The sequence below is a fragment of the Paenibacillus dendritiformis genome (assembly GCF_945605565.1).
GTDB classification, from domain to species: Bacteria; Bacillota; Bacilli; order Paenibacillales; family Paenibacillaceae; genus Paenibacillus_B; species Paenibacillus_B dendritiformis_A.
In genome coordinates, this window is record NZ_OX216966.1 from 1,960,435 (window position 1) to 1,983,605 (window position 23,171).

At 57.2% G+C, this 23,171-nt stretch carries 16 protein-coding genes and 1 riboswitch; of the genes, 12 read left to right on the forward strand and 4 right to left on the reverse strand.

From position 1 onward, the window contains the following. Positions 1-2 precede the first annotated feature (2 nt). On the forward strand, positions 3-299 hold the full coding sequence (locus tag NNL35_RS08425) for a hypothetical protein (protein WP_006677193.1): 297 nt from the start codon (positions 3-5) through the stop codon (positions 297-299). Between the two features lie 156 nt (positions 300-455). Here the strand turns inward: NNL35_RS08425 and NNL35_RS08430 are convergent, their stop codons facing one another. Continuing rightward, a complete protein-coding gene (locus NNL35_RS08430; RefSeq protein WP_006677194.1) occupies positions 456-1,157 on the reverse strand; it encodes an AIM24 family protein in 702 nt (233 codons plus the stop codon). Positions 1,158-1,169: 12 nt separating this feature from the next. Continuing rightward, positions 1,170-1,586 carry a hypothetical protein gene (locus tag NNL35_RS08435; RefSeq protein ID WP_006677195.1) on the reverse strand — a complete coding sequence of 139 codons (417 nt, stop codon included), beginning with the start codon at positions 1,584-1,586 and terminating at the stop codon, positions 1,170-1,172. A 206-nt stretch (positions 1,587-1,792) separates the two neighbouring features. Between NNL35_RS08435 and NNL35_RS08440 the strand changes: the two genes are divergently transcribed. Further along, complete coding sequence (locus NNL35_RS08440) at positions 1,793-2,833, forward strand: LacI family DNA-binding transcriptional regulator (protein WP_040731448.1); 1,041 nt, start codon at positions 1,793-1,795, stop codon at positions 2,831-2,833. A gap of 199 nt (positions 2,834-3,032) precedes the next feature. After that, positions 3,033-4,250, forward strand: coding sequence for an acyltransferase (locus NNL35_RS08445; RefSeq protein WP_006677197.1), 1,218 nt, complete (start codon positions 3,033-3,035; stop codon positions 4,248-4,250). 20 nt (positions 4,251-4,270) lie between these two features. Here the strand turns inward: NNL35_RS08445 and NNL35_RS08450 are convergent, their stop codons facing one another. Next, a complete protein-coding gene (locus NNL35_RS08450; protein WP_006677198.1) occupies positions 4,271-4,711 on the reverse strand; it encodes a hypothetical protein in 441 nt (146 codons plus the stop codon). Between the two features lie 138 nt (positions 4,712-4,849). Between NNL35_RS08450 and NNL35_RS08455 the strand changes: the two genes are divergently transcribed. After that, positions 4,850-5,215, forward strand: coding sequence for a helix-turn-helix domain-containing protein (locus tag NNL35_RS08455; RefSeq protein WP_006677199.1), 366 nt, complete (start codon positions 4,850-4,852; stop codon positions 5,213-5,215). 158 nt (positions 5,216-5,373) lie between these two features. Continuing rightward, on the forward strand, positions 5,374-6,156 hold the full coding sequence (locus NNL35_RS08460) for an alpha/beta fold hydrolase (protein ID WP_006677200.1): 783 nt from the start codon (positions 5,374-5,376) through the stop codon (positions 6,154-6,156). Positions 6,157-6,516: 360 nt separating this feature from the next. On the opposite strand, the gene NNL35_RS08465 is transcribed toward NNL35_RS08460, so the two are convergent. Continuing rightward, entirely contained in the window at positions 6,517-6,987 is a 471-nt protein-coding gene (locus tag NNL35_RS08465) for a helix-turn-helix domain-containing protein (protein ID WP_006677201.1), read from the reverse strand. Positions 6,988-7,106: 119 nt separating this feature from the next. Beyond that, a riboswitch (cyclic di-GMP riboswitch) is annotated at positions 7,107-7,196 on the forward strand. An 89-nt stretch (positions 7,197-7,285) separates the two neighbouring features. On the opposite strand from NNL35_RS08465, the gene NNL35_RS08470 reads away from it, so the two are divergent. The 7 genes from NNL35_RS08470 to NNL35_RS08500 all read left to right on the forward strand — a co-directional run bounded on the left by NNL35_RS08470 (position 7,286) and on the right by NNL35_RS08500 (position 23,127). Continuing rightward, positions 7,286-7,999 carry a 4'-phosphopantetheinyl transferase family protein gene (locus tag NNL35_RS08470; protein ID WP_006677202.1) on the forward strand — a complete coding sequence of 238 codons (714 nt, stop codon included), beginning with the start codon at positions 7,286-7,288 and terminating at the stop codon, positions 7,997-7,999. Between the two features lie 6 nt (positions 8,000-8,005). Continuing rightward, positions 8,006-14,758, forward strand: coding sequence for a non-ribosomal peptide synthetase (locus tag NNL35_RS08475; RefSeq protein ID WP_006677203.1), 6,753 nt, complete (start codon positions 8,006-8,008; stop codon positions 14,756-14,758). A 232-nt stretch (positions 14,759-14,990) separates the two neighbouring features. Continuing rightward, positions 14,991-15,353: a hypothetical protein gene (locus NNL35_RS08480; protein WP_006677204.1), complete on the forward strand. Its 363-nt coding sequence runs from the start codon at positions 14,991-14,993 to the stop codon at positions 15,351-15,353. Between the two features lie 127 nt (positions 15,354-15,480). Beyond that, positions 15,481-17,139: a methyl-accepting chemotaxis protein gene (locus NNL35_RS08485; protein WP_006677205.1), complete on the forward strand. Its 1,659-nt coding sequence runs from the start codon at positions 15,481-15,483 to the stop codon at positions 17,137-17,139. Positions 17,140-17,481: 342 nt separating this feature from the next. After that, the gene (locus tag NNL35_RS08490) at positions 17,482-19,227 is read left to right on the forward strand and encodes an ABC transporter ATP-binding protein (protein WP_006677206.1); all 1,746 of its coding nucleotides are present in this window, start codon (positions 17,482-17,484) and stop codon (positions 19,225-19,227) included. Further along, positions 19,220-21,043, forward strand: coding sequence for an ABC transporter ATP-binding protein (locus NNL35_RS08495; RefSeq protein WP_006677207.1), 1,824 nt, complete (start codon positions 19,220-19,222; stop codon positions 21,041-21,043). The genes NNL35_RS08490 and NNL35_RS08495 overlap by 8 nt, the downstream gene beginning before the upstream one ends. Positions 21,044-22,065: 1,022 nt before the next feature. Continuing rightward, positions 22,066-23,127 carry a DUF4198 domain-containing protein gene (locus NNL35_RS08500; RefSeq protein ID WP_006679506.1) on the forward strand — a complete coding sequence of 354 codons (1,062 nt, stop codon included), beginning with the start codon at positions 22,066-22,068 and terminating at the stop codon, positions 23,125-23,127. Positions 23,128-23,171: the final 44 nt, after the last annotated feature.

Genomic DNA, 23,171 nt, shown 5'->3' on the forward strand with positions numbered 1-23,171 from the left:
CGATGAACGAACCAATGTCGAAAAAAGCGATGACGACCGTGGAATTTTTGAGACTGGATAGACAGGCGAAGATGGAAAACCAAGCCCGTCAGAAATATCTGCTTGACCAGGCGTCCCTAATCGCAGGGGCTAGAGCGGAGGGAATAGCTGAGGGGAGAGCCGAAGCTATAGCGGAAGTTATAGCCGAAGGAAGAGCTGAAGGCAAGAAAGAAATGGCCCGGAAACTGCTTGCTCTCGGCGTGGACATCGCTCTTATCACCAAGGTTTCGGGGTTATCCGAAGAAGAAATAAAAAACTAGGGCCGCTCCATAAAAAGGGCGGCAGGTGCATCCAATGAATGAACGTACAGAAGAATCGAAGAGCCGAAGATCAATTGCGGTTTGATCTTCGGCTTTTTGCGATCTGAGGCCATTTGCCTCTGAGAAGGTATTACAGTAATACGCTTGCTCCCCGCTCTATTTGATAAATACGCCCCCGAACGGGATGACCTCGCGCAGAATGCGCTTGAACAGCCCTTCATCGTTCATCTCGTGCACGAGTGATTGATTCTGCCGCCCGGCCTGGATCAGGACGGTACCCCTGCCGGTCATCTTCCAATGATAATTCATATGTTGGCTGGCCAGATGATTGCCGTATACGCATAGTTCCAGCTTCGCGTTCTCGGGGTAGGCGATAACGCTGCCTGCGTCCACGTAGAGCGGCTGATCCGGGTGGAGCTCGGCATCGCAAGCGGTGCCTTGGGTCAGGATGCCGATCTGCCCTTCGCCGGAGAACTTCACCTTGACGACATCCTGCGTGATGAGCATGTTCTTCATGCTCAAGATGCGGGTCTGCATCGTGATGCCTTCCGTATAGAACAGCAGATGCCGCACGTCATAGAGCAGGTCGCTCTCCCCGGTCAACGGAACGGGCTTCATGCTGAACCCGGGGGGCAGCGCGGTCAGAAATTCGCAAGGCCCGGTGAAGCGAGCCTGGATAAGCTTCTTCTTGCGGTACATGCCCTTGGCGGTCATGAGCCGATCGGAGCGTCCGTCGGGAGCGCCGCGATAGGCGATAATCTGCTGCGGATGGAGCACGTTCACCTGCTCTCCCTCTTGAACCCGGAAGGTGACCGCTTGTCCGTTCGTATGGTTCTCGTGTTCTAATATGATGTCCATCCGGAACTCCTCCTATCTTGCGCGGATCCGCATCCAGACACGCAGGCCGCGCAGCAGCACGAAATACCCAATCAGAAGGCCGGCCGCCGTGAGCAGCAGCGCCCTCATCTTGCGGTAGCTCGCCTGGCGTTCCTCTTCGAGCTGCTTCAACTCGGCAACCATGCGGGTGAGCTCCTGGTTCTGCTCGATTAATTTTTGGTTTTCCTGCCGGTATATCTCCATATTTTGATGAGCTTGCTCTAGTTGGTCGACGGTCTGGCGGTAATTTTCCTTCAATTCATTGACTTCGGCGGGCAGTTCGGAAATATCCTTGATGGTGCCCCACCACCCGGCATGCGCCGCGGGCTGGCCGGAGAGAAGCAAGAAGCAGAACATCGATACGATAAGTGCACTGCGGCGGAGCGGCTGCGCTATGTATGGCTTGTTCATTCCCGATGCCCCCTTGTATGCGAACAATGGCTTCATACCAAGCAATACGAAAATAATGTCGAATCGTTTCCTATTTTGGCCAATCTGAATCATAAAAGCAAGTATTTATTGCAGGTTGCCGCAGGAGGAACGTTGACTCTTGGTAACGGACTCCGGTACACTGAGGAGATACAAATGATGATAAAAGAGGAACGGGATATATACATATGGATAGATTCGCTACGGCCCCGCCAGCGGGAGGAGCGGGCAGCACCATGCCTCCGCTGGTCAGCGGTGCCCCCAACATGCATCCGGAGGCGCCAGCCAATGTGCGCAGAGCCGGGGGAGAATATCAGGAACAACCGGCTCAGGCTGTCCGGAGACAAGCCTCCCGCAACCCGGGCACGATCGGACTGTTCATTATCCAGGACGCCAGTCACAACAGGATCTATGAGGATGATTTGTTCTACGGCGCGATCGTGGGCGCCATTATCAGCCAATGCGCGGAACGGGGGTACCAGACGCTGATCACGATACTGGACGTGTCGGACGTAACCCCGCTGCTTCGCTTGTACGAGCAGAAGCGTATCGATGCGGGACTCCTCATCAGTTGGTCCGATGTGCAGGACATCGTCGATCAAGTCAGCCAGGCGGGGTTCGTGATCGGGGTGATCAATCAGAACAACGTCACGCAGTCCGCGACCGTGCTGCCGGCTCCTTATTTGGACAACCGGAGGAGCGCCTATGAGGCGACCCGTTATTTGCTTGAGCTGGGCCATCGTGACGTGGCCATTATTACCGGTCCGACCGGACAGCCCTGCTCGTCCGAACGCCTGGCCGGATTTCTCGACGCGGCACTCGGTCAAGGTCTGGAGGTGCCGGATTCACGCATATGGTGCGGAGATTTCACCGAGGAGGCCGGGGCGGCCGCCGCGATTCAATGGCTGGCGGCAGACGATCTCCCTGCTGCGGTGTTCTGCTCCAATGATCTGATGGCGTACGGGCTGCTGAAGGTGCTGCGGCAGCATCAGGTAGCGGTTCCTGACCGTCTGTCCGTCGTTGGCTTCGACGATCTCATTATCTCGCGGTATACTTGTCCGCCGCTGACAACGATGTCCATCCCGCGGACAGAGATGGCCGCGTACGTGACGAACCGGCTCATCCATCAGTTGGAAAATCCGGAAGACGCATATCCGCTGCCGGTCTTCCGCGCGAAGCTTATTGTGCGGGAATCGTGCCGGGCCGTTCGCATTCCAGATTTCGCATAGCCGTGCCCCTTCCAATGAAGCAGGCTGCTCCGTTCACGGAGCAGCCTGCTAACGATCGGGCGGAACGGCGGGGGGAGAACTCTGCACAAAGTTTTTTGTCATTTTGTACACATTCCGCGTTTTTTTAGTTTATTTTCAGGTTGATGAGATACAATGGGGGTTCACATCACCTTGTTGACGGAGGGGAGAGGAACTGGCCATGGAAATGAATCGATCTCACGCCGCTCCGAGGAAGGAACGGATTGACGAAATCACGATCTTGCGCGCGTTCGCGTTCTTCGCCATTGTGCTCCAGCACTGCATTGGTGAGTATATTTACCGGCCGGACATTCCGGCGGAACAAGCGATTTTTCTCGGGATGATCTATCATTTTACCCGGTATGGGACGTTGACGTTTGTTTTTTTGTCAGCCGTTATTCTATTCTACAATTATGATTATACCGTACCCTACGGGAACTTCTTGAAGCGCCGGGCGGCAGCCATACTGGCGCCGTTCGCCATCTGGACCGTCATATACGGGATATATACGCTGCGCGGGCAGCTGCTGGAGCCCGAAGGATGGAGGCTGCTGGCGAGCCAATTCATTACCCCGACCTACGGCTATCAGCTCTGGTTCGTGCTGATGATCTTCCAGCTGTATCTTATCTTCCCATGGCTCGATCGGGGGGCGCGCGCTATCGGACGTCGGATTCGGTCCCGTTCCGCCGGGCAGGGCCAGATCGGAAGGCGCGTCGTCCTGCTGTTGGGCGCATTGGCGGCAGGCTATGCGGGCTTGATGTACTGGTCCTACAGCGTGGCGCCGGCCTGGGATGCGCCAGTCTGGCTGCAGCCGCTGCTCGGGCACCGGACGATGCTGCTGCCGTTCTATTTCTTCTATATCGCGCTGGGCATTGTCTGCGCATGGCATGTGCAGCGCTGGCGCGATCTGATGCGCCGAAGCGTGCCCTGGAGCCTGCTGCTGTTCATTATTTTCTACACCTATGCCGGATATCGGCTGCTGGAGGCCGGGGTAGCGCCCATTAATTTGAATATTTCCACCTATCTCAAGCCGTCGGTGTTCCTTCTTATCCTCGCTCAGCTGCCGCTGATGTATGCTTTTGCGCTATACGTATGCCGGCGGAAGGGAAGAGCTTACCGCATTTTGCACAAGATCGGCACCTATTCCTTCGGCGGCTATCTGGTTCACGCGCTTGTCCTGGGACAGATTGCCCGCTTTACCCGTGAAATCCCGCTTGCAGGCATGCATGCAGCATTGACGTTGATTACGTGGGTTGCCGTCGCCGCCTTGTCGATTGGGATTACGATGCTGCTGGGTCGGCTGCCGTTCGGCGTCTGGCTGACAGGACCGATGGGCCGCCGTCAGGCAGCTTCAGCCAAGCAACTGGGCAGCAAGCCGGCCCCGCTGCCCTACCGATAGCAGAAGCAATAAGACCGCAATTACGAATTGCGGTCTTGCTGCTCTGTCAGGAAATGCACATAATCCGCACCTGTCTGCAGGAAGAAGGCATACGCGTCCAGCGGATGATCGTCGGAAGCGAAGGAGATGCAGATGCTGTAGTTGCATTTGGTCTTGACTTCATTATACGTGAAGGCGATCAGGCGAAGCAGTACGGCTGGATTTATCACGGATGGCTGTAGGGCGGCAAAGGCGGAAGGGTATCCATGCTGAAGCATCCGTGAACGGGCGTGGCTCAACGGCTGCAGATAACTGTATGGGGCGCTGTCCACGATGACAAATCCGTACAGATTCTCTTCGCGCTGCAGCATGACGATATGTTCTTTGTTGAGCATGTACAGCCCTTTGAATTGGTACCAGAGATGCTCGTTCCGTTCGTTGCACAGCACGACGTCTTGAACGTTGTGGATTTTGACATTCACGTCATCACCTCGCAAAAAACATAAATAACTTCATATAGAACATAATAACATTTATAAATTTTAAAAACAATAAAAGCATCTATATGGGTATTTTGCTTCCCGGAAGTTTTATATAAGCTTAACTGTGAGGTGACGGGCATGTCGGACTTGAAAATATTTTTGGGCGCACGGATTCGCGAGCTTCGGAAGCAGAGAGGCTATACGCAGGCGGAGCTGGGAGAACAGTGCGGAATGAAGGCTTCGTATATCGGCGGCGCTGAACGCGGCAGCTTGAATATTTCGCTTGATTCGCTGGAACGGATTATTCGTGCGCTGGATGTCAGCATCGAACAATTTTTCTCGTTTGATACGGCAAGCGTAGATGCGGAGCGTCTGGGCATCGCCGGCACCCTTGAACTGCACGTAAAGCTGTTGAAGGGCCGGGAAGCAGAGGATGTGAAGCTGGTCCACCGGATTGCGAAGGACATGCTGGAGACGTTCGACCGGAGATTAAACAATAACTAGAGTAACGAAGAGAATTGAGAGCGGGGAAGCGCGCCATTGGCGAAGCTTCTCTTTTTTTTATTAACAAGCATATGCGAACAGAAATAGGTATTAACCTATGTGTGCCTAAGTGAATATCTTATTGTTAAAGCCATTTTTATTTATGTGGGGGAATCGGTGTGGGATACTATATTACTGTAGAACCAGGTGTAAATTTATATGTGGAGGATATCAATCCAGGGGGCAGCAAGACGATTGTGTTTCTACATGGTTGGCCGCTAAGCCATAAACAGTTTGAGTATCAGTTTGATCTTCTTCCTGCAATGGGATACCGCTGTATAGGAATTGACTGGAGGGGCTTCGGCAAGTCGGATAAACCAATGAGCGGCTACAACTATGACCGATTAGCAGATGATATTCGCTCTGTTGTTGATGCACTACAATTGAAAAACGTTACACTAGCGGGTCACTCTACGGGTGGGGCTATCTCTATTCGTTATATTGCTCGGCATAATGGTTATGGCGTATCTAAACTTGTCCTTATAGACGCTGCAGCTCCTATAGGCTTTACTGCAGAAACTGCGAATAGATTACTTACTCAAGCGTTAAATGACCGTCCTAAGATGATGCGGGAAGTAACAGACACCTTTTTCTTTCAATATATAACAAGTCCATTCTCTGAGTGGTTTTTTCAATTGGGGCTACAAGCAGCAGGTTGGTCAACAGCAGCAATCATCATGACGCTAAGAGATGAGAAGCTTTATGCGGATTTGCAAAAAATACTTGTCCCAACCTTAATCGTTCACGGCGTTCACGACAAAGTTATTCCATTTGCACAAGCTCAGGAACTAAATCAAAAAATAAGAAATTCACAGCTTGTTCCGTTTCATTACAGCGGTCATGGTCCTTTCTGGGAAGAACGTGACAAGTTTAACCAGCTATTGAGGCAATTTATTGGCTGATAGTCCCTATTGTTTAACAGAGTCTAAGAAAATGGAACGGAACTTATGTTATTACTGGAAAATTTCCATCGGGACATGACCCGGCCTATTTCTCTCATCGCGCTTCCGGCCACGCAGCCACGCTGTCTTCGCAGAATAAATTTCTCTCTCTTATCCATACTTAATCTTCCGAGTAAGACTTATTTATCATTATCACTAATGAGTGTATAATTCTATTTACCTATTACGTTTTCTTCTCTTTTTCATCAAAAAGTGACATATATTGAGTTGCAATGTCGAATTTTGCTCCGTATTATTAAGGGGTGGCGTTAATCAATCGACATATAATTGCCGATATTCTGAATAGAGCCTGAGAAGGATCTATTCGGTACGATAGAGCACATAGCCGGATGAGGTGTACTTAAGACCTAATCTGCGCAGCATATCCCGAACGCCCGTCCGCGTCATATGCACCTGGAAATGCTTCTCCAGCAGATCCTGGATGTCACGCATCGACCAGCCCGCAGATGAGCCGCTAGAAGGCATGCGGCTGCTGATGATGCCGATCAGTTCTTCCTCCTGCTCCGGAGTCAGTATTCTTGGCTTCCCGGGAGAAGGAACGTTGGTTAGCAGCTGTTCGAGGCCGCCCTTGTTGAAGATTTTTACATAATTCGATACCGTCTGGCGGTGAATGCCCAGCTGCTGCGCGACATCCTTAGCGGTGTGTCCGGACATGACAAGACGGACGGCCTCCACCTTGATCCGCTGCTTCGGATCTTGGATGGTGGACGTCAAGCGGCTCAAGGAATAAATATTCCATCCATGACGGTTCGTAATTAACAGTTTTCGCATTATCGGCTCACGCTCGTATCTATACTTTTATTCGTAGTATGGGTATTGAAGCATGACGCTATACAGAGAGAGCTACTGCCGCGGAGAGAGAAGCAACCGTACCGTTTACATACAACAAAACTTGATAAAGGCAAACTTGTCGAAAGGCAAGGACGCAAAGCCTCGGGCCTAACTCTCCTTCATGGAGCTATGGCGGCCGGGTTGCCATGTTGAATAGGGGATCCATTCACGTTCTTTATGGTGATGAGGCTATTGCTGAAAGTAGCCTTTTTTCTTTCTATAGAGGATGTTGAAGCCTATGAAGATTGCTGCTCTCCGCTGGGACCGCCATACCGATGATCGCATTGTTCAACGTCTTGTTCCGTTCCTGTCTGCCGAACAGCAGGAGCGGTACGCGAGGCTGAGCCAGCGTGCGGACGGTCATCGCATGGTTATCGCCGAAGTTCTCGTCCGATGCCAGATTTGCCGTCTGACCGGGAGGAGGAATGACGAGATCGCATTCATCCGGAACCGGTTCGGCAAGCCGTATATGGCCCCAAGCAGTTCCATATTTTTTAATATATCGCATTCGGGTTGCTGGATCGTGACGGCTATCGATCGCTGCGATGTCGGCATCGATATCGAGCGGATCAGGCCACTGGAGCCTGAGGAGGCCCGCAATCTGTGCACGCCCCGGGAATACCGGATCGCTTCCGGCCTGGACGCGGATGCGCGCGCCCGCTTTCTCCATTGGCTGTGGACGGCCAAGCAGAGCTATCTCAAAGCCCGCGGAACCGGACGATACGGTCCGCTGGATGAACTGGAGATACTGCCGGACGGAGTTCACCCGTGGCGGCTTCCGTCGGTCTGGCATGCGCGGGGATATGTCTTTACCCGGATTGAGAGTCTGGATACCGGGTATTGTGTGACGGCATGCGGTGTCGATTCCAAGATTGCGCCCATAGAGCATTGGACATTGGAACAATTATTGGATAGGTTCCAACCCTATTGTTCGTCAATGATAAGGAGCTGAATCAATTTGTCTGCCATTCCATTTACTACCGAACAGCTTACGGGCTATGACGCCCATACATTCGAGATTCCTTCTGCCATCGTGGATGGTCTGGAACAGTTGACACGCACCCGTTCGGTCACATTGGAGGCTGCAGTGGGCGTGGCATGGAGCGGTCTGGTTGCGCGATACGATAACGCAGGGGAAGTCGTTCTTCATGCGATGGCCAGCCAGAGCCGGGAAGGCGTGCTGGTGGCGGTTCGTCCGGAGGAGACGCTGTGGAGCGCGGCGGAGGCGCTGTGCGGCCAGTTGCAGACCGGCGGGGAGGACCCGGGTCCTGGCGGCGACATCACGACATGCTGCTGGTGCCAGGATGCCGAGGTGCCCGGCAGGACGAGAGCCGATATTTCGGCCGGAGACCTGCATGCCCGGATTTTGGGTAAGGAAGCGGCTATCCGCGCCCCCTATTTATTTACGATTTATTATCGGCCGGAGCGCTTCAGCCTGGATGCCGCCAAGCAGATGGGGCAGCAGTTCAACCAGATGCTGAGCGAGGCGGTGCAAGCCCCGGATAAGCCGATCGGAGAGTGGGATCTCCTGACGAAGGAGGACATTCAGCGCTTCATCGAGCGGCACAACCGGACGCAATATCCTTATCCGAAGCACCGGACGGTGCCTTCCCTGTTCGAGGAACAGGCGGCCCGCATTCCTGACGAACCGGCCATTATCGAAGAAGGCCGCCAATTTACATACAAGGAATTGAATCAAGCCGCGAACCGGCTTGCCCATTATTTGCGCAAGCAAGGGGTCGAACGCGAGCAAGCGGTAGGCATCCTCGCCGAGCGGACGGCGGAGATGGTCATCGGTATTCTCGCGATCATCAAGGCCGGCGGCGCGTACGTCCCTATCGACCCGGATCATCCGCAGGATCGGATTCAATATTTGCTGGAGGACAGCGGGGCCCGGCTCGTGCTGACGAGCGCCGGGCTGTCCGGACGGTTGCCGGCGGAAGCGGAGCAGGTGCCGTTGGAAGGGACGGCCTGGGCCGATCAGCCGGATCATAATCCGGAACCGGCCGGCGGCGCGGAGGATTTAATTTATATTATCTACACCTCGGGATCGACCGGCAGACCGAAGGGCGTCATGGTGACCCATCGCAACGTGGTCCGGCTCGTCAAAAATACGAATTACGTCGATTTTCAGGCGGGAGATCGCATCCTGCAGACCGGATCGCTCGTGTTCGATGCGTCCACCTTTGAAATCTGGGGCTCGCTCCTGAATGGAATCGGCCTCGTGCTGGTCGACAAGACGACAATATTGGACAGCCGCCAATTGGAGGAAGCGCTGCGCCGCTTCGGCATCACGACGATGTTCCTTACGACGGCGCTGTTCCTGCAGCTGATTGACCGCAACCCGGCCATTTTCAAGCCGGTGCGCCAATTGTTCGTCGGCGGCGAATTGATGTCGCCGAAGCATTTCTACCGGGCGGCGCAGGAGTGCGCGCCGATTCGGCTGTCGAACATCTACGGCCCGACGGAGAATACGACCTTCTCGACTTGCTATGAGCTGAAGGAGGAGCGGGAGGGCCCGATTCCCATCGGGACGCCGATCGGGAACTCGACCGTATATGTCGTCAATGCGCACGGCAAGCTGCAGCCGGCTGGAGCAACCGGGGAGCTGTGGGTCGGCGGAGACGGCGTGGCGCGCGGTTATTTGAACCGTGACGATCTGACGGAGAAAATGTTCATCGACAGCCCGTTCGTGCCGGGGGAACGAATCTACAAGACCGGGGATCTGGTCCGCTTATGCGCGGACGGCCAGCTGGAGTTCGTCGGCCGCAAGGATCATCAGGTCAAAATTCGCGGCTACCGCATGGAGCTCGGCGAGATTGAGGCCCGCATCCACAGCCACAGCCAGGTGAAAGAGACGCTTGTCACCGATTTCGAGGAAGCCCCGGGACAGAAGGCGTTGTGCGCCTACGTCGTCGCGGAAGGCGGGCTGGACGCTGCCGGGTTGAGAGCATACCTGGCGCAGCTGCTGCCGGAATATATGGTTCCCGGCTATTTCATGTTCCTGGAGCGGATGCCGCTGACGATCAACGGCAAGATCGACCGGGCCAAGCTGCCCCGGCCGGAGAGACAAGAGCGGGCGGCCGTGCAGTATACGCCCCCGACGAACGAGACGGAGCGCAAGCTGGCGGCCATCTGGCAGGAGCTGCTTGGCATTGAGCCGATCGGTATCGACGATCATTTCTTTGAACTGGGCGGACACTCGCTCAAGGTGGCTCAATTGCAGGCGCGAATCTATGAGACGTTCCAGGTGACGCTCTCCTTCAAGCTGCTGTTCGAGATGCCGCATATCCGTTCGCTCGCCTCGCTAATCGCCCAGTTGGAGCAGGGCGGCTTCGAAGCGATCGAGCCTGCGCCGGACAAGCCGCATTACCGGCTCGCCCCGGCCCAGCAGCGGATGTACGCCTTGCAGCAGCGGACCGCTATCGGCATGGCGTACCATGTGCCGCTTCTCTACCGCCTGCCGGGGGACTCTGATCCGGAACGGCTGGAGCAGGCGCTGCGGAAGCTGGTGGAGCGCCATGAGGCGCTGCGCACGTCCTTCCATTGGGAGGACGGCGAAGTCGTCCAGCGGGTGCATCCGGCCGTAGACTTCGCCATGCAGCGGCTGGAGGCCGATGGCCGCACGGCAGAGGAGGCAGCCGCATCGTTCCTGCGTCCGTTCCGGATGGAGGAGGCCCCGCTGCTGCGGGCGGCCTGGATCCGGTTGGCGAAAGGCGAGGCGGCGCTGCTGCTTGACGTTCACCATATCGTCTTCGACGGAACGTCGCTCAGCCTTCTGGCCGAGGAATTGGCCGCCCTGTATGCGGGCCGGGCGCTTCCGGCGCAGACGCTGCATTACAAAGATTACGCCGAATGGCAGGCGGAGCGGGAGAACCGCGAGCAGGAAGCGGAAGAGGCGTATTGGCTGCGGATGCTGGAAGGCGAACTGCCGGTGCTGGAGCTGCCGACGGACTTCCCGCGGCCTCCAATGCAGACCTTCGCGGGGGACATCGTCCGCGCGACGCTGCCGGTAGCCGATGCCGCTGCGCTGAAGAAGCTGGCCTCGGAACGGGGGACGACGCTCTATATGGCGCTGCTCGCCGTGTACAACCTGCTGCTGGCCGCTTATGCGGACAAGGAGGATATCATCGTCGGCTGTGCCGTCGCGGCGCGGACGCATCCCGATCTGGAGCGGATGATGGGCATGTTCGTCAATACCTTGCCGATTCGCAGCTACCCGGAAGGGAGCAAGCCGTTCGCGGACTATCTGGCCGAGCTGAAGGAGAGCTTGCTGGCGGCGTATGAATACCAGACGTATCCTCTGGACAAGCTGGTCGACCAGCTGTCCTACCCGCGGGATATGAGCCGCAACCCGCTGTTCGACACGGTATTCGTCATGCAGAACATGGGCGATACGACGCTCGAGCTCGACGGCGCGGCCTGCGAGGCCATTCCTTATCATAACGGCTCCTCGAAGTTCGACGTGACGCTGGAGGCCGTGGAGCGGGAAGATGCCGTCTTGCTTAACTTTGAATACAATACGGCCCTCTTCCGCCGGGATACGATCGAGCGGTTGGCGGGGCACTTCCTGCAGCTCGTGCAGGAGGCGGTACGGAAGCCGGAAGCGTTCATTGGCGAATTGGACATGATTACGGCGCAAGAACGGGAGCAGATCGTCGCCGAGTTCAACCGGACCGAAGCGGACTATCCGCGTGAAGCGACGATTCACGGCCTGTTCGAGGAGCAGGCCCGCCGCACGCCGGATCGCACGGCGGTCACCGATCCGCAGCGCTCGCTTACCTATGCCGAGCTGAATGCGGAAGCGAACCGCCTGGCCCATGAGCTGCGGCGCCGCGGCGTCAGCCGGGAGCAAGCGGTCGGCGTCTTGACCGAGCGGACGGCGGAAATGATCGTCGGCGTGCTGGCCATTATGAAGGCGGGCGGCGCGTATGTGCCTATCGATCCGGATTATCCGGCGGATCGCGTCGATTACTTGCTGGAGGACAGCGGCGCGAAGCTCGTGCTTGCGAGCGGCTCGCTGGCGGGGCAGCTGCCGCCGCACATCGCCCGTGTCGGGTTCGAAGCGGCTGCCGCTGGGGCCGGCTCAAGCGGTGAAGAAGAGGTAGCGATCGATCCGGACGGCGTGAATGAGGCGGAGGATCTCGCCTATCTGATGTACACGTCGGGATCGACGGGCAAGCCGAAGGGGGTTATGGTGACCCACCGCAATGTCATCCGGCTCGTGCAGAATACGAACTTCGTCTCCTTCCGGGAGGACGACTGCATTCTCCAGACGGGCTCACTTGTGTTCGACGCTTCGACACTCGAGATCTGGGGAGCGCTGCTGAACGGCCTGCGCCTGGTGCTCGTCGACAAGATGACGATTCTGGATGAGAGCGCCCTGGCCGAAGCGATTGCACGCCACGAGGTAACGATGATGTGGCTGACCTCGCCGCTGTTCACCCAGCTGGCGGAGAAGAATCCGGAGCTGTTCCGGCCGGTGCGCACGCTGCTTGTCGGCGGCGATGTGCTGTCGCCGAAGCATATCTACCGGGTGCGGGAAGCGAGTGCGCCAATCACGATTATCAACGGGTACGGGCCGACGGAGAATACGACGTTCACGTCCTGCTACGAGATTGCCGGCGAGCGGCCGGGCTCGATCCCGATCGGGAAGCCGATTGCCAATTCGACGGCTTATGTCGTCAACGCGTTCGGCAAGCTGCAGCCGATCGGCGTTCCGGGCGAGCTGTGGGCTGGCGGCGACGGCGTCGCCCGCGGTTACTTGAACCGGAGCGACTTGACCGCCGAGAAGTTCATCGACAGCCCGTTCCGGCCGGGGGAACGGATCTACAAGACCGGCGATCTGGTGCGCTGGCTGCCGGATGGCAATATCGAATTCCTCGGGCGGAAGGATCATCAGGTCAAAATACGCGGCTTCCGCATGGAGCTGGGCGAGATTGAGGCGGAGATCCGCAGTCATCCGCAGGTGAAGGACGTGCTCGTGTCCGTCCGCGAGGAAGCGCCGGGGCAGAAGGCGCTTTGCGCCCATATCGTGGCGGAAGGCGGGCTGACGGCGGCCGATGTCCGCGCCTATGTGCTGGCCAGCCTGCCGGATTATATGGCGCCGGCCTATTATGCCTTCCTGGAGCGCATGCCGCTGACGACGAACGGCAAGATCGACCGTTCGAAGCTGCCGGAGCCGGAGAAGCTCGAAGGCGTATCCGGCAGCATGGCGGCGCCGGAGAACGATATCGAGCAGAAGCTGGCCGACGCGTGGCAGGAGGTGCTCGGGCTGACGGCGGTCGGCGTCGAGGACAACTTCTTCGACATCGGCGGCCATTCCTTGAAGGCGATCACGCTGGTCGCCCGGCTGAAGCAGGAATTCATCGTCGATGTCGCAGACATCTTCGCTTATCCGACGATTCGGCAGCTCGCCCGTCATATCGAGTACCGGCCGAATCATCTGCAGGAGAAGCTGGCGCGCATACGCGAACGGTATGCCGCGGCCCCGGACGGGGAAGCGCCGGCGGTCGCGGAAGCGCGCCGCCGCTACCGCAGCGGCATCGAAGGCCAGATACATCCGGAGGCGCAGCGCCGGACGGAGTACCGCCATGTGCTGCTGACGGGATCGACCGGCTATCTGGGCGCCTATTTGCTGCACGAGATCATCTCGCGCACCGGCAGCGAGGTCAGCGTCATCGTGCGGGGGCGAACGCCAGACGAGGCGCGCGGGCGCTTGGCGGACAAGCTGGCCTACTATTTCGGCCCGGACTGGTTCCCGATGCATGCTGCGCGTATCCACCTCGTGAACGGCGAGCTGTCAGCGGAACGGTTGGGCCTTGAGGCCGAGGACTATGAGCGGCTCGCCGGCGGGATCGACTGCATCGTTCACGCGGCGGCGAACGTGAAGCATTACGGCCACTATGACGAATTCGTGCAGAGCAATGTGACGGCGACGGAACGGTTGATTGAGCTGGCGCTGGAACAGACTCCGAAGGCGTTCCATCATGTGTCGACGATGTCGGTCGGCATGGGCTCCATCGACGGCCGCGCCGAAGTGCTGTTCACGGAAGATGACGGCGATCTCGGCCAGCAGCATCATAACGTCTATGTGAAGACTAAGTTCGAAGCGGAGCTGCGCATTCAGGAAGCCCGCGCCCGCGGCCTGCAGGCGAGCATCTATCGGGTCGGCAATATCGTCTGCCATTCGGACACGGGCCATTTCCAGGAAAATATCGCGGACAACGCTTTTTACAATACGATTAAGTCTTATCTTGGCCTGGGAGCCGTACTGGCGTCGGAGCCGGATACCGATCTGTCCTTCGTCAATCAGGTGAGCGCGGCCATCGTTACGCTGTTCGACAAGCCGGCGCTGTACAACGGAACGTACCACGTGTACAACCCGCATCTAATCAGCTTGTCCGAGCTGCTGGCCGCCCACCCTGGCATCGCGGTGAAGCCGCTGGCTGCGGGTCCGTTCTTCGATGAACTGTACGCCCGCTTCGAGCGGGAAGAGAACCGGGAGGCGGTCGAGAGCGTGCTGCTGCACAACGGCTGGATGGATGAAGCATCCGGAGGGACCGTCTTCGTGCATACGGCGGAACGGACGGCGGTGCTGCTCGCTCGCTTGGGCTTCGCGTGGACGAAGCCGGCTGAGGCGGAATTCCGGCGGCTGCTTGAGCATGCCGAGGCCGTCGGCTTCCTGCCGCCAGCATCAAGCCAGGAATAGGCGGTTCGCCTGTCCGGCCAAGGACGGTCTGATACGGCCTGATTTGGCCTGATACGGTCTGCCCCGCTTGGCGCCCGCGAACCGGTTCGCGCCGCAGAGTCAGGGGTAGACCACGTCTGGGAGGGGATAAGACAGAACAACATAGAGATTGACATCAGGAATGCAAGGCGCATCCTGGAATGGCATGATTTTTACGACCAACTACGACTACATTTTAGGAGGACTTACAACTATGTTTAACGTAAAATACGACGCAGCGAAAAACCGGATTTATATCAAGCTCGAAGGCATGATGGGCATGGACGAGGCGAAGGAGTATGACAATACAACTCGCCAACATGTTGACAAGGCGAAGGAAGGCTACACGTTCTGCATCGATATGGCGGACGCTCAGCCGGCTCCGGCCGACGTAAATGAATATTTGGCGGGCCTGCGCGAATATATGGCCAAGAAGAACATTCTCGGCTCGGCCATGATCGTCAGCTCGGCGCTCACGAAGCTGCAGCTGTCCCGGTTGATCAAGGAGCTCGGCGGCGACAACGGCGTCTTCCAGAGCTACGAAGAAGCGGACAAATATCTCGACAGCTTTAAATAAGAATGCGGACTGACTGCGAAAAAGACTTGCCCGCGATGCGGGGAGTCTTTTTCCACATAGATGCCCGTAACGAATAAAGAATGGAATGACTTGTGTTCAACGAATACAACCCGAAGGTGAGAAGACAATGAACGCTCAAATTACATCCGTGACCAAACGGCTGAAATTCATGGGCAACTGGTGGCATAAGTCGCTGTTGGCGCGAATCCTCGTTCCCATGACGCTGTTGACTTTGCTTATCATTGCAGCCACAAGCATGGTCAATATCAATTTTTTGAAAGAAACGATAACGGACCTGATGGTTAAAGATACGGAGCAAGACGCCGCCCATGTCGGCAATTTGATTGAACGCGGCGGCAACATGACTCCGGCAGAGTTGCTGGAGAGCATCGCGCTCAATAAACACAGCTACGCGCTCATTGTCGAGGGCGGGGAGATTGCGGCGGTCGCAGGCGCCGCAGACAAGACGAAGCTGGCCGATTATCCGGAGTTGAAGCCGCTGCTGGAGTCGCCAAAGGCAGGCATGTTCCTGGATAATCAACTGGAGTATGGCGTCTCCCGACAAGCCGGGAAGTATCGCGTCATCGTCGTGTCCAGTCTGCTGGATTTCAGCGAGGGGATCGGATACTATCAGCTGACGCTGCTTGCGGTCGCGATCGCTTCTATCCTGGTGATTTGCGGAACGGTATGGCTGCTTGTAAAACAGTTCATGGTGAAGCCGATCCATGAAGTGGCCGAGACGCTGGACCGGATCGGAGGCGGCGATTTGACGCAGCGCCTCTCTATGGATGTGAACCGGCAGGATATATGGGGAATGGTCGCCCGCGGGGTAGACAACATGACCTCGAATTTGCGGAATCTCATCGAACAGGTCGTCACGACAAGCGACAAGGTTACCGTCACCTCGGGAGACTTCGTCCACAGCGCGCAGGAGACGAGCAAAGCCTCCGAGCAAGTGACTCTCTCCTTGCAAGATATCTCGCAGGGCGTGGACGAGGAAGCGCGCATGCTCCGCAATATCGGCGGCACAATGGAAGACATTACGATGGCTATCGGCGAAGTCGAGCAGGTCGTCAAGTCGATGACGAGCGATTTCACGAGCGCCAGCGAGCTGGTATCGAGCGGCAGCGTCATGGTCAAGGACACGGTGAGCCAAATGAACGAGTTGGCTGAAAACGTCGGCTCCAGCTCCGTCGTCATCACCGAATTGGAGCATCGTTCCGGCAAGGTCGGCGAGATTATCCAGATTATTACCGAGATTGCGGGACAGACGAACCTGCTCGCCCTGAACGCGGCGATTGAAGCGGCCCGAGCCGGAGAGCACGGTCTTGGCTTCGCGGTTGTCGCCAATGAAGTCCGCAAGCTGGCCGATCAATCGAATCAGGCTGCGCTGGAGATCCAGGAGATCATTTCGCTCGTCCAGGCTGATACGCTCCAGGCCGTCGAGTCGATGAGCAAGAGCACGCAGCTGGTCGAGTCGGGAATGGAGAGCGTGAACCAGACCGGGCAAGTGTTCGAAGCGATCGTCAAGACGATCCGGGAAGTGTCCGGCAATGTGGAAATGGTCGATGCGATCGTGCAGGAGGTCAATCTGAACGCCAAGGAAATTTGGGAGCGGGTCCAGGGAATTATCCAAATTTCCGAGGAGTCGTCGGCCAATGTGCAGTCGATCGCGGCCGCGACCGAGGAACAGAATGCGATTATGGAAGAATTGGCCCTCTCGTCCGAAGAGCTCAATCGCTTGTCGGGCAATCTGCGGGAAGCCTTGACCAAATTCACCGTGTAATGCAACAGGATATGCGTATCATCGGCAGCGGCCGTGTTCTCTTCATGAGGGCACGGCCGCTGGCGCATTTGGAGGGCGGGCTTTCAGCAAGCCGTAGATAGTGTAGATAGGCACAAGGGGGTGTTGGGACAAAAATCAAGTGAACAATTCGTAAACAAATAGATTGAACCGTTATTCCAATTGTTTTATTATCTATATGTTGACATATTGGTCCTGAAAGGAGGCGAGCATGCCGATGAGAGACATGGATGGATCCGTTCCACCCGCCTTCAAGGACTGCGGATCCGATCACGATCTCTGACGGCGCCGGACTCGATAACGGTACGGGATGTGAGAGAGAAGATGAAAGGAAAGTCATTGTTATTCGGTCATGTTCGGGCTCACTGGTTCTTTTATGTGACGGCGGTGCTGTTCATGGCGGCCGCCAACGTTATCAATGCATTCTATCCCGCTCTGCTCGGCCAGTTCACGGACGAATTGCAGCAGAACGGGCTGACGCGGGCCGCGGTCATTCACTACAGCCTCTGGCTCGCGGCGATTGGCATCGGGTATGGCGTGCTGTTCGGCTTGGGACAGTACATGAATCACCGTCTCGGCCGGCTGTTCGAGTTCAACACGCGGCAGCGGCTGTTCGGGCAATTCACCCGGTTGAGCGAGCATTATTATTCCAAAAACGGGGTCGGCAAGCTGCTCAGCTACTTCATGAATGATGTGCGGGCTGTCCGGGAATCGATCGCCAACGGCGTCAACCAGATGACGAATGCCACGATTCTGCTCGTGTCCGTCCTCGTGATGATGATGTTGAGCCATATTCCGGTGCATCTGGTCTTCATCTGCGTCCTGCCGCTGCTCTCCATTCCGCTGTTCGTCATCTACTTCGGCCCCCGCATTCGCATGCGCTCCCGCGCCGTGCAGGATGCGCTTGCCGGGATGACGGAATCCGCGGAAGAACAATTCGGCGGCATCAAAGTAACGAAAACATTCGCGGTGGAGCATATCGCCCAATCCCGCTTCGACGGAACGGTCGACCATATTCGCGACAACCAGCTTCGCCTCGTGCGGATGACGTCGCTGTTCCAGGCGCTCATCCCGTTCGCCGGCGCGCTGTCGCTGGCGTTAGCGATCACATACGGAGGGATGATGTCCATCCGCGGGCAGTTGTCGCTCGGGAACTTCGTTACATTGACGCTTTACCTGCGCATGATCATGACGCCGCTGCAGCAGATTGGCAACGTGATCAATACGATGCTCCGTTCCCGCGCGTCGCTGGACCGTCTGAACCGTCTATTGGAAGAGGAGCCGGACATCCAAGAGACGGAAGAGGCGGTAGCGCTGCGTCCGGGGGAAGCGGAGCTGGAGCTTCGCCATCTGTCCTTCGCTTATCCGGATAGCGATACCTCCTCGCTGGAGGATATCAGCATTCGCGTCGCTCCGGGCAAGACGCTTGGCATCGTCGGCAAGACGGGAAGCGGCAAGACGACGCTCGTCAAGCTGCTGCTGCGAGTATACGATCCGCCGGAGGGAAGCGTCTTTATCGGCGGCGACGATGTCCGGCATCTGACGCTGGAGAGTCTGCGCACGCAGATTGCCTACGTGCCGCAGGACGGATTTTTATTCAGTACGACGATTCGCGACAATATCGCTTTTTATAACCGCGAGATTGATGACGGGCCGGTTCATGAAGCGTCGAAGCTGGCGGACATTTACCGCAATATCGAAGATTTCCCCGACAAATTCGGCACGAAGCTGGGCGAGCGGGGACTTACCTTGTCCGGCGGGCAGCGCCAGCGCACCAGTCTGGCCCGCGGGCTCATCAAGAACGCGCCGATCCTTATCCTGGACGACAGCGTCAGCGCCGTGGACGTCGTCACCGAGTCCACTATCTTGGCGAATCTGCGCCGCGCCCGCAAAGGCTTGACGACGCTCATCATCGCTCACCGCATCAGCGCGGTTCGCCATGCGGACGAGATCGTCGTCCTCGATGAGGGACGGATTGTGGAGCGCGGCACGCATGCGGAGCTGCTCCGCCAGGGCGGATACTATGCTTCGCTCTATGCGATTCAGGAGGAGGGGATGCTCGATGCGTGAATCAGCAAGCGAGAAGCCGAATGCCGCGCAGGACATCTCGCGCGAGGATCGCATGCGCTCCTTCGCGGCGATGCTGGCCTACGCCAAGCCGTACCGGCTGACCTTCCTCGCGGTGTTCGTCTGCACCTTCTTCGCCATCGGCGCGGATCTGCTGCAGCCGTATCTGGTTAAGGTGGCGATCGATGAGAATATGCTGACGGGCGCGCACGGGACAGATACACTGCTGCTGCTCGGCGGCTGCTACTTCCTGCTGGCGGCGGTCAGCCTGATCTTCTCCTACGTCCAGGCGAATCTGCTGCAAAAGGTAGGGCAAGGCATCGTCGGCCAGCTTCGCAAAGATCTGTTCCGCCATATCTCGAAGCAGTCGATGTCTTTCTTCGACCGCCACCCGATCGGCAGTCTCGTGACGAACGTCTCCAGCGATACGGAGACCATTAACCAATTTTTCACGCAAGTGCTCTTGAGCCTGGTGCGCGACGGCTTGTCACTCCTGCTGGTGGTCGCCTTCATGTTCTCCCTGGATGCGCAGCTGGCGCTGTACTGCCTGCTGCTGTTCCCGGTCATCTTCGCTATCGCGGCCGCCTTCCGTTCGCTGCTGCGCTCGGCGTACCAGCGGGTGCGGGGGGAGCTGTCGCGGCTTATCGCTTTTCTGGCGGAGAACTTGGCGGGGATGAGCTTGATTCAAGCATTCCATCAGGAAAAAGAGCAGACCGACCAGTTCACCAGCCGCAACCGCAGCTATTTGCGTGAAAATTTGCGGGAAGTGCGCACGAGCATTTTGTTCAACCGCTCGTTCGATATGCTCGGCAACCTGTCCGTTGCCTTCGTCGTCTGGCTGGGCGGCATGGCTGTGCTGGACCAATCGCTGGAATTCGGGGTGTTATACGCCTTTATCAATTATATTCGCCAATTTTTCCAGCCCATCAACCAGATTACCCAGCAATGGAACACACTGCAGTCGACGACGGTGTCGATGGACCGTCTATGGCGCATTTTCCGCGTCGAGCCGCAGGTGACCGACCCGGAACCCGGGCATACGGTTGCGGTGGAGCCGCAGGAGGTTCTCGGCCAGGTGGACTTCAACCATATCCGCTTCGCCTATGTCGACGATCGCGATGTGCTGCATGATCTCGATCTGCATATCGCTCCCGGGGAATTCATCGGGATTGTCGGCACGACCGGCGCGGGCAAAAGCTCGCTCGTCAGCCTGCTGGCGCGGTTCTACGATGTCCGCCAGGGCAGCGTCGAGATCGATGGCGTCGATATTCGCCGGATGAAGCAGGAGACGCTGCATCGGATCGTCGGCCTGGTCCAGCAGGACCCGTATCTCTATTCCGGCACGATTGTGGACAATGTCCGCCTGTTCCAGGAGGAGGTGCCGCGCGACAGGGTCATCTGGGCCTGCAAGGCGGTCGGCGCGGATAGCATGATCAAGCGGCTCAAGCACGGCTATGACACGCGCCTCTCGGAGCGAGGCAGCGGGTTGTCCGCCGGCGAACGCCAGCTGATCTCCTTCGCCCGGATTCTCGTGTTCGAGCCGCGCATCCTTATTCTCGACGAGGCGACGGCCCATCTGGACTCGCATACCGAGCGCCTCATCCAGCAGGCCTTGAATGTCGTCTCGAAGGGCAGAACGACGATCGTTATCGCCCATCGTCTCTCCACGATTCAACATGCCCACCGCATCATCGTCATGAGCGGCGGCCGGGTTATCGAGGAGGGAGATCATGAGGCGCTGATGAAGCAGGGCGGCAGCTACGCCGACCTGGTGCGCCACTCCCGCACCGGCGCCACGGAGCTGCAGGCGTCGATGTAGCGCGCCGGATTCTTCGCTCTGCCCATTCTCCGCTATGTCCCATACTTGAAATCGTTGCGAACCCGCATGGACGGCATCCATGCGGTTTTTTTTATATCCCGGGCGGGCGGCTCGATTCCTGCATGGGTGCAGCATTTTCCCCTCCAGAGGGAAGATTCGGCTGACATTGCTGCACAGCTGCAGCTTTTCGCCCCGAATCCCTTCCAACCCAGCCAAAACGGAGGAAATTGCTGCGCCTCTGCAGCAATTCCTTTTTCCCGATCGGGCGTCAACAAAAAAGCTGCAGAATTGCAGTATTGGGCGCAGTAGCTGGATGGCGGGACAAGCCCCTGCTTCCGCCGGGCGAGAAATGTTCACGCGATTGCTACATTTTATATTTTCTAGGGCTCGATTCCTGCATGGGTGCAGCATTTTCCCCTCTAGAGGGAAGATTCGGCTGAAATTACTGCACAGCTGCAGCTTTTCGCCCCGAATCCCTTCCAACCCAGCCAAAACGGAGGAAATTGCTGCGCCTCTGCAGCAATTCCTTTTTCCCGATCGGGCGTCAACAAAAAAGCTGCAGAATTGCAGTATTGGGCGCAGTAGCTGGATGGCGGGACAAGCCCCTGCTTCCGCCGGGCGAGAAATGTTCACGCGATTGCTACATTTTATATTTTCTAGGGCTCGATTCCTGCATGGGTGCAGCATTTTCCCCTCTAGAGGGAAGATTCGGCTGAAAATACTGCACAGCTTCAGCTTTTCGCCCCAAATCCCTTCCAACCCAGCCAAAATGGAGGAAATTGCTGCGCCTCTGCAGGAATTCCTCTTTGCCGATCGGGCGTCCAGAAAAAAGCTGCAGAATTGCAGTTTTGGCCGCAGTAGCCGGATGGCCAGGACAAGCCCCTGCTTCCACCGGGCGAGAAATGTTCACGCGATTGCTACATTTTATAGCTAGATGGAGTCATGTCAGCCGTAAGCAACTCGGTTACACTGTGGGAACGTGATCTAAATCACATTTTCGTAACGGAAAGGTTGGGATATGTATGAAAATGAAAAAAGCCGCCAGCGTACTGCTGGGCACTCTGCTGTCTGTAACGCTCGCCATTCCGGCGTTCGCGCATGACGGATGGTCGCAGACGAACAGTCCCGTGATTGGCGCAGGCGAGGTCGCCTATGTTGACATGATGCTCGGCAATCATTCCAATGAGCACCGCAGCTACCGCATCGCCGGCCAGTGGAGCACCGATTCCTCGAAAGTATATGTCGTGAACCCGGCAGGCAAAAAGATTGACATTACCGATACGCGTTTCTATACGGGCGAAGCGGCGACAGAGACGGAGCCGGCGCTCAACAACTATTTTGTCTCTTCCTTCTCTTCTTCCCAGCCTGGAGCCTATATTGTCTCGGTCGAGGGAGACAGCATTTTCAAGGGAGCCGATACGGCGAGCCGCACGTTGCGCAGCGCCAAATCGTTCGTCGCCGTCATGGATATCCCGACGATGAAGCGGGCCTCGATGCTGAACGGCTTCCAGCGTCAAGTGAGCCCGGACCGCGCCGAGCTGGTGCCGTTGTTCAATCCGGCAGCGGCGCAGGCCAATACCTCCGCAGAAGTCCAATTGCTGCTGAAAGGCAATCCGTTGGCCGACACCGAAGTATCGCTTATCCGCCGCAGCAATTCGGAGGCAGTAACCGTGAAGACGGATGCGAAGGGCATCGCCAAGTTCAAGCTGGGCGGCGCCGATTATTATTTGCTGCGCGCCAAGCCGGCTACCAATGAGAAGCGCGAGGGCGAGTATGATACCGTCAGCTATGAAGCGACGATGACCTTCGTGGTCCAGAACGGCACCTACGAGCTGTCGGGCACCCCGGCTGAAGCGAAGCCGCAGGTGTTCCTGAACGGCAAGGCTCAACCGGATGCCTCGTTCTCCTTCGCGAACGGAACGCTGATGGCGGATGCGTCCTGGGTGAACAAGGCCCTTGGCAGTAAGACCGCCGCATCGCCGGTAGCGCTGCGGGACGCCGCTTCCGAGGCGGGGGCCGTGCTGGAATATTTGCCGGCGGTTGGAGCGAACCGCGCCGCCATCTATTTGTACCTGACTAAATAACCTGCTTCCTCTGGGCGGGCCGCTGCATGAGCTGGCGGCCTGTC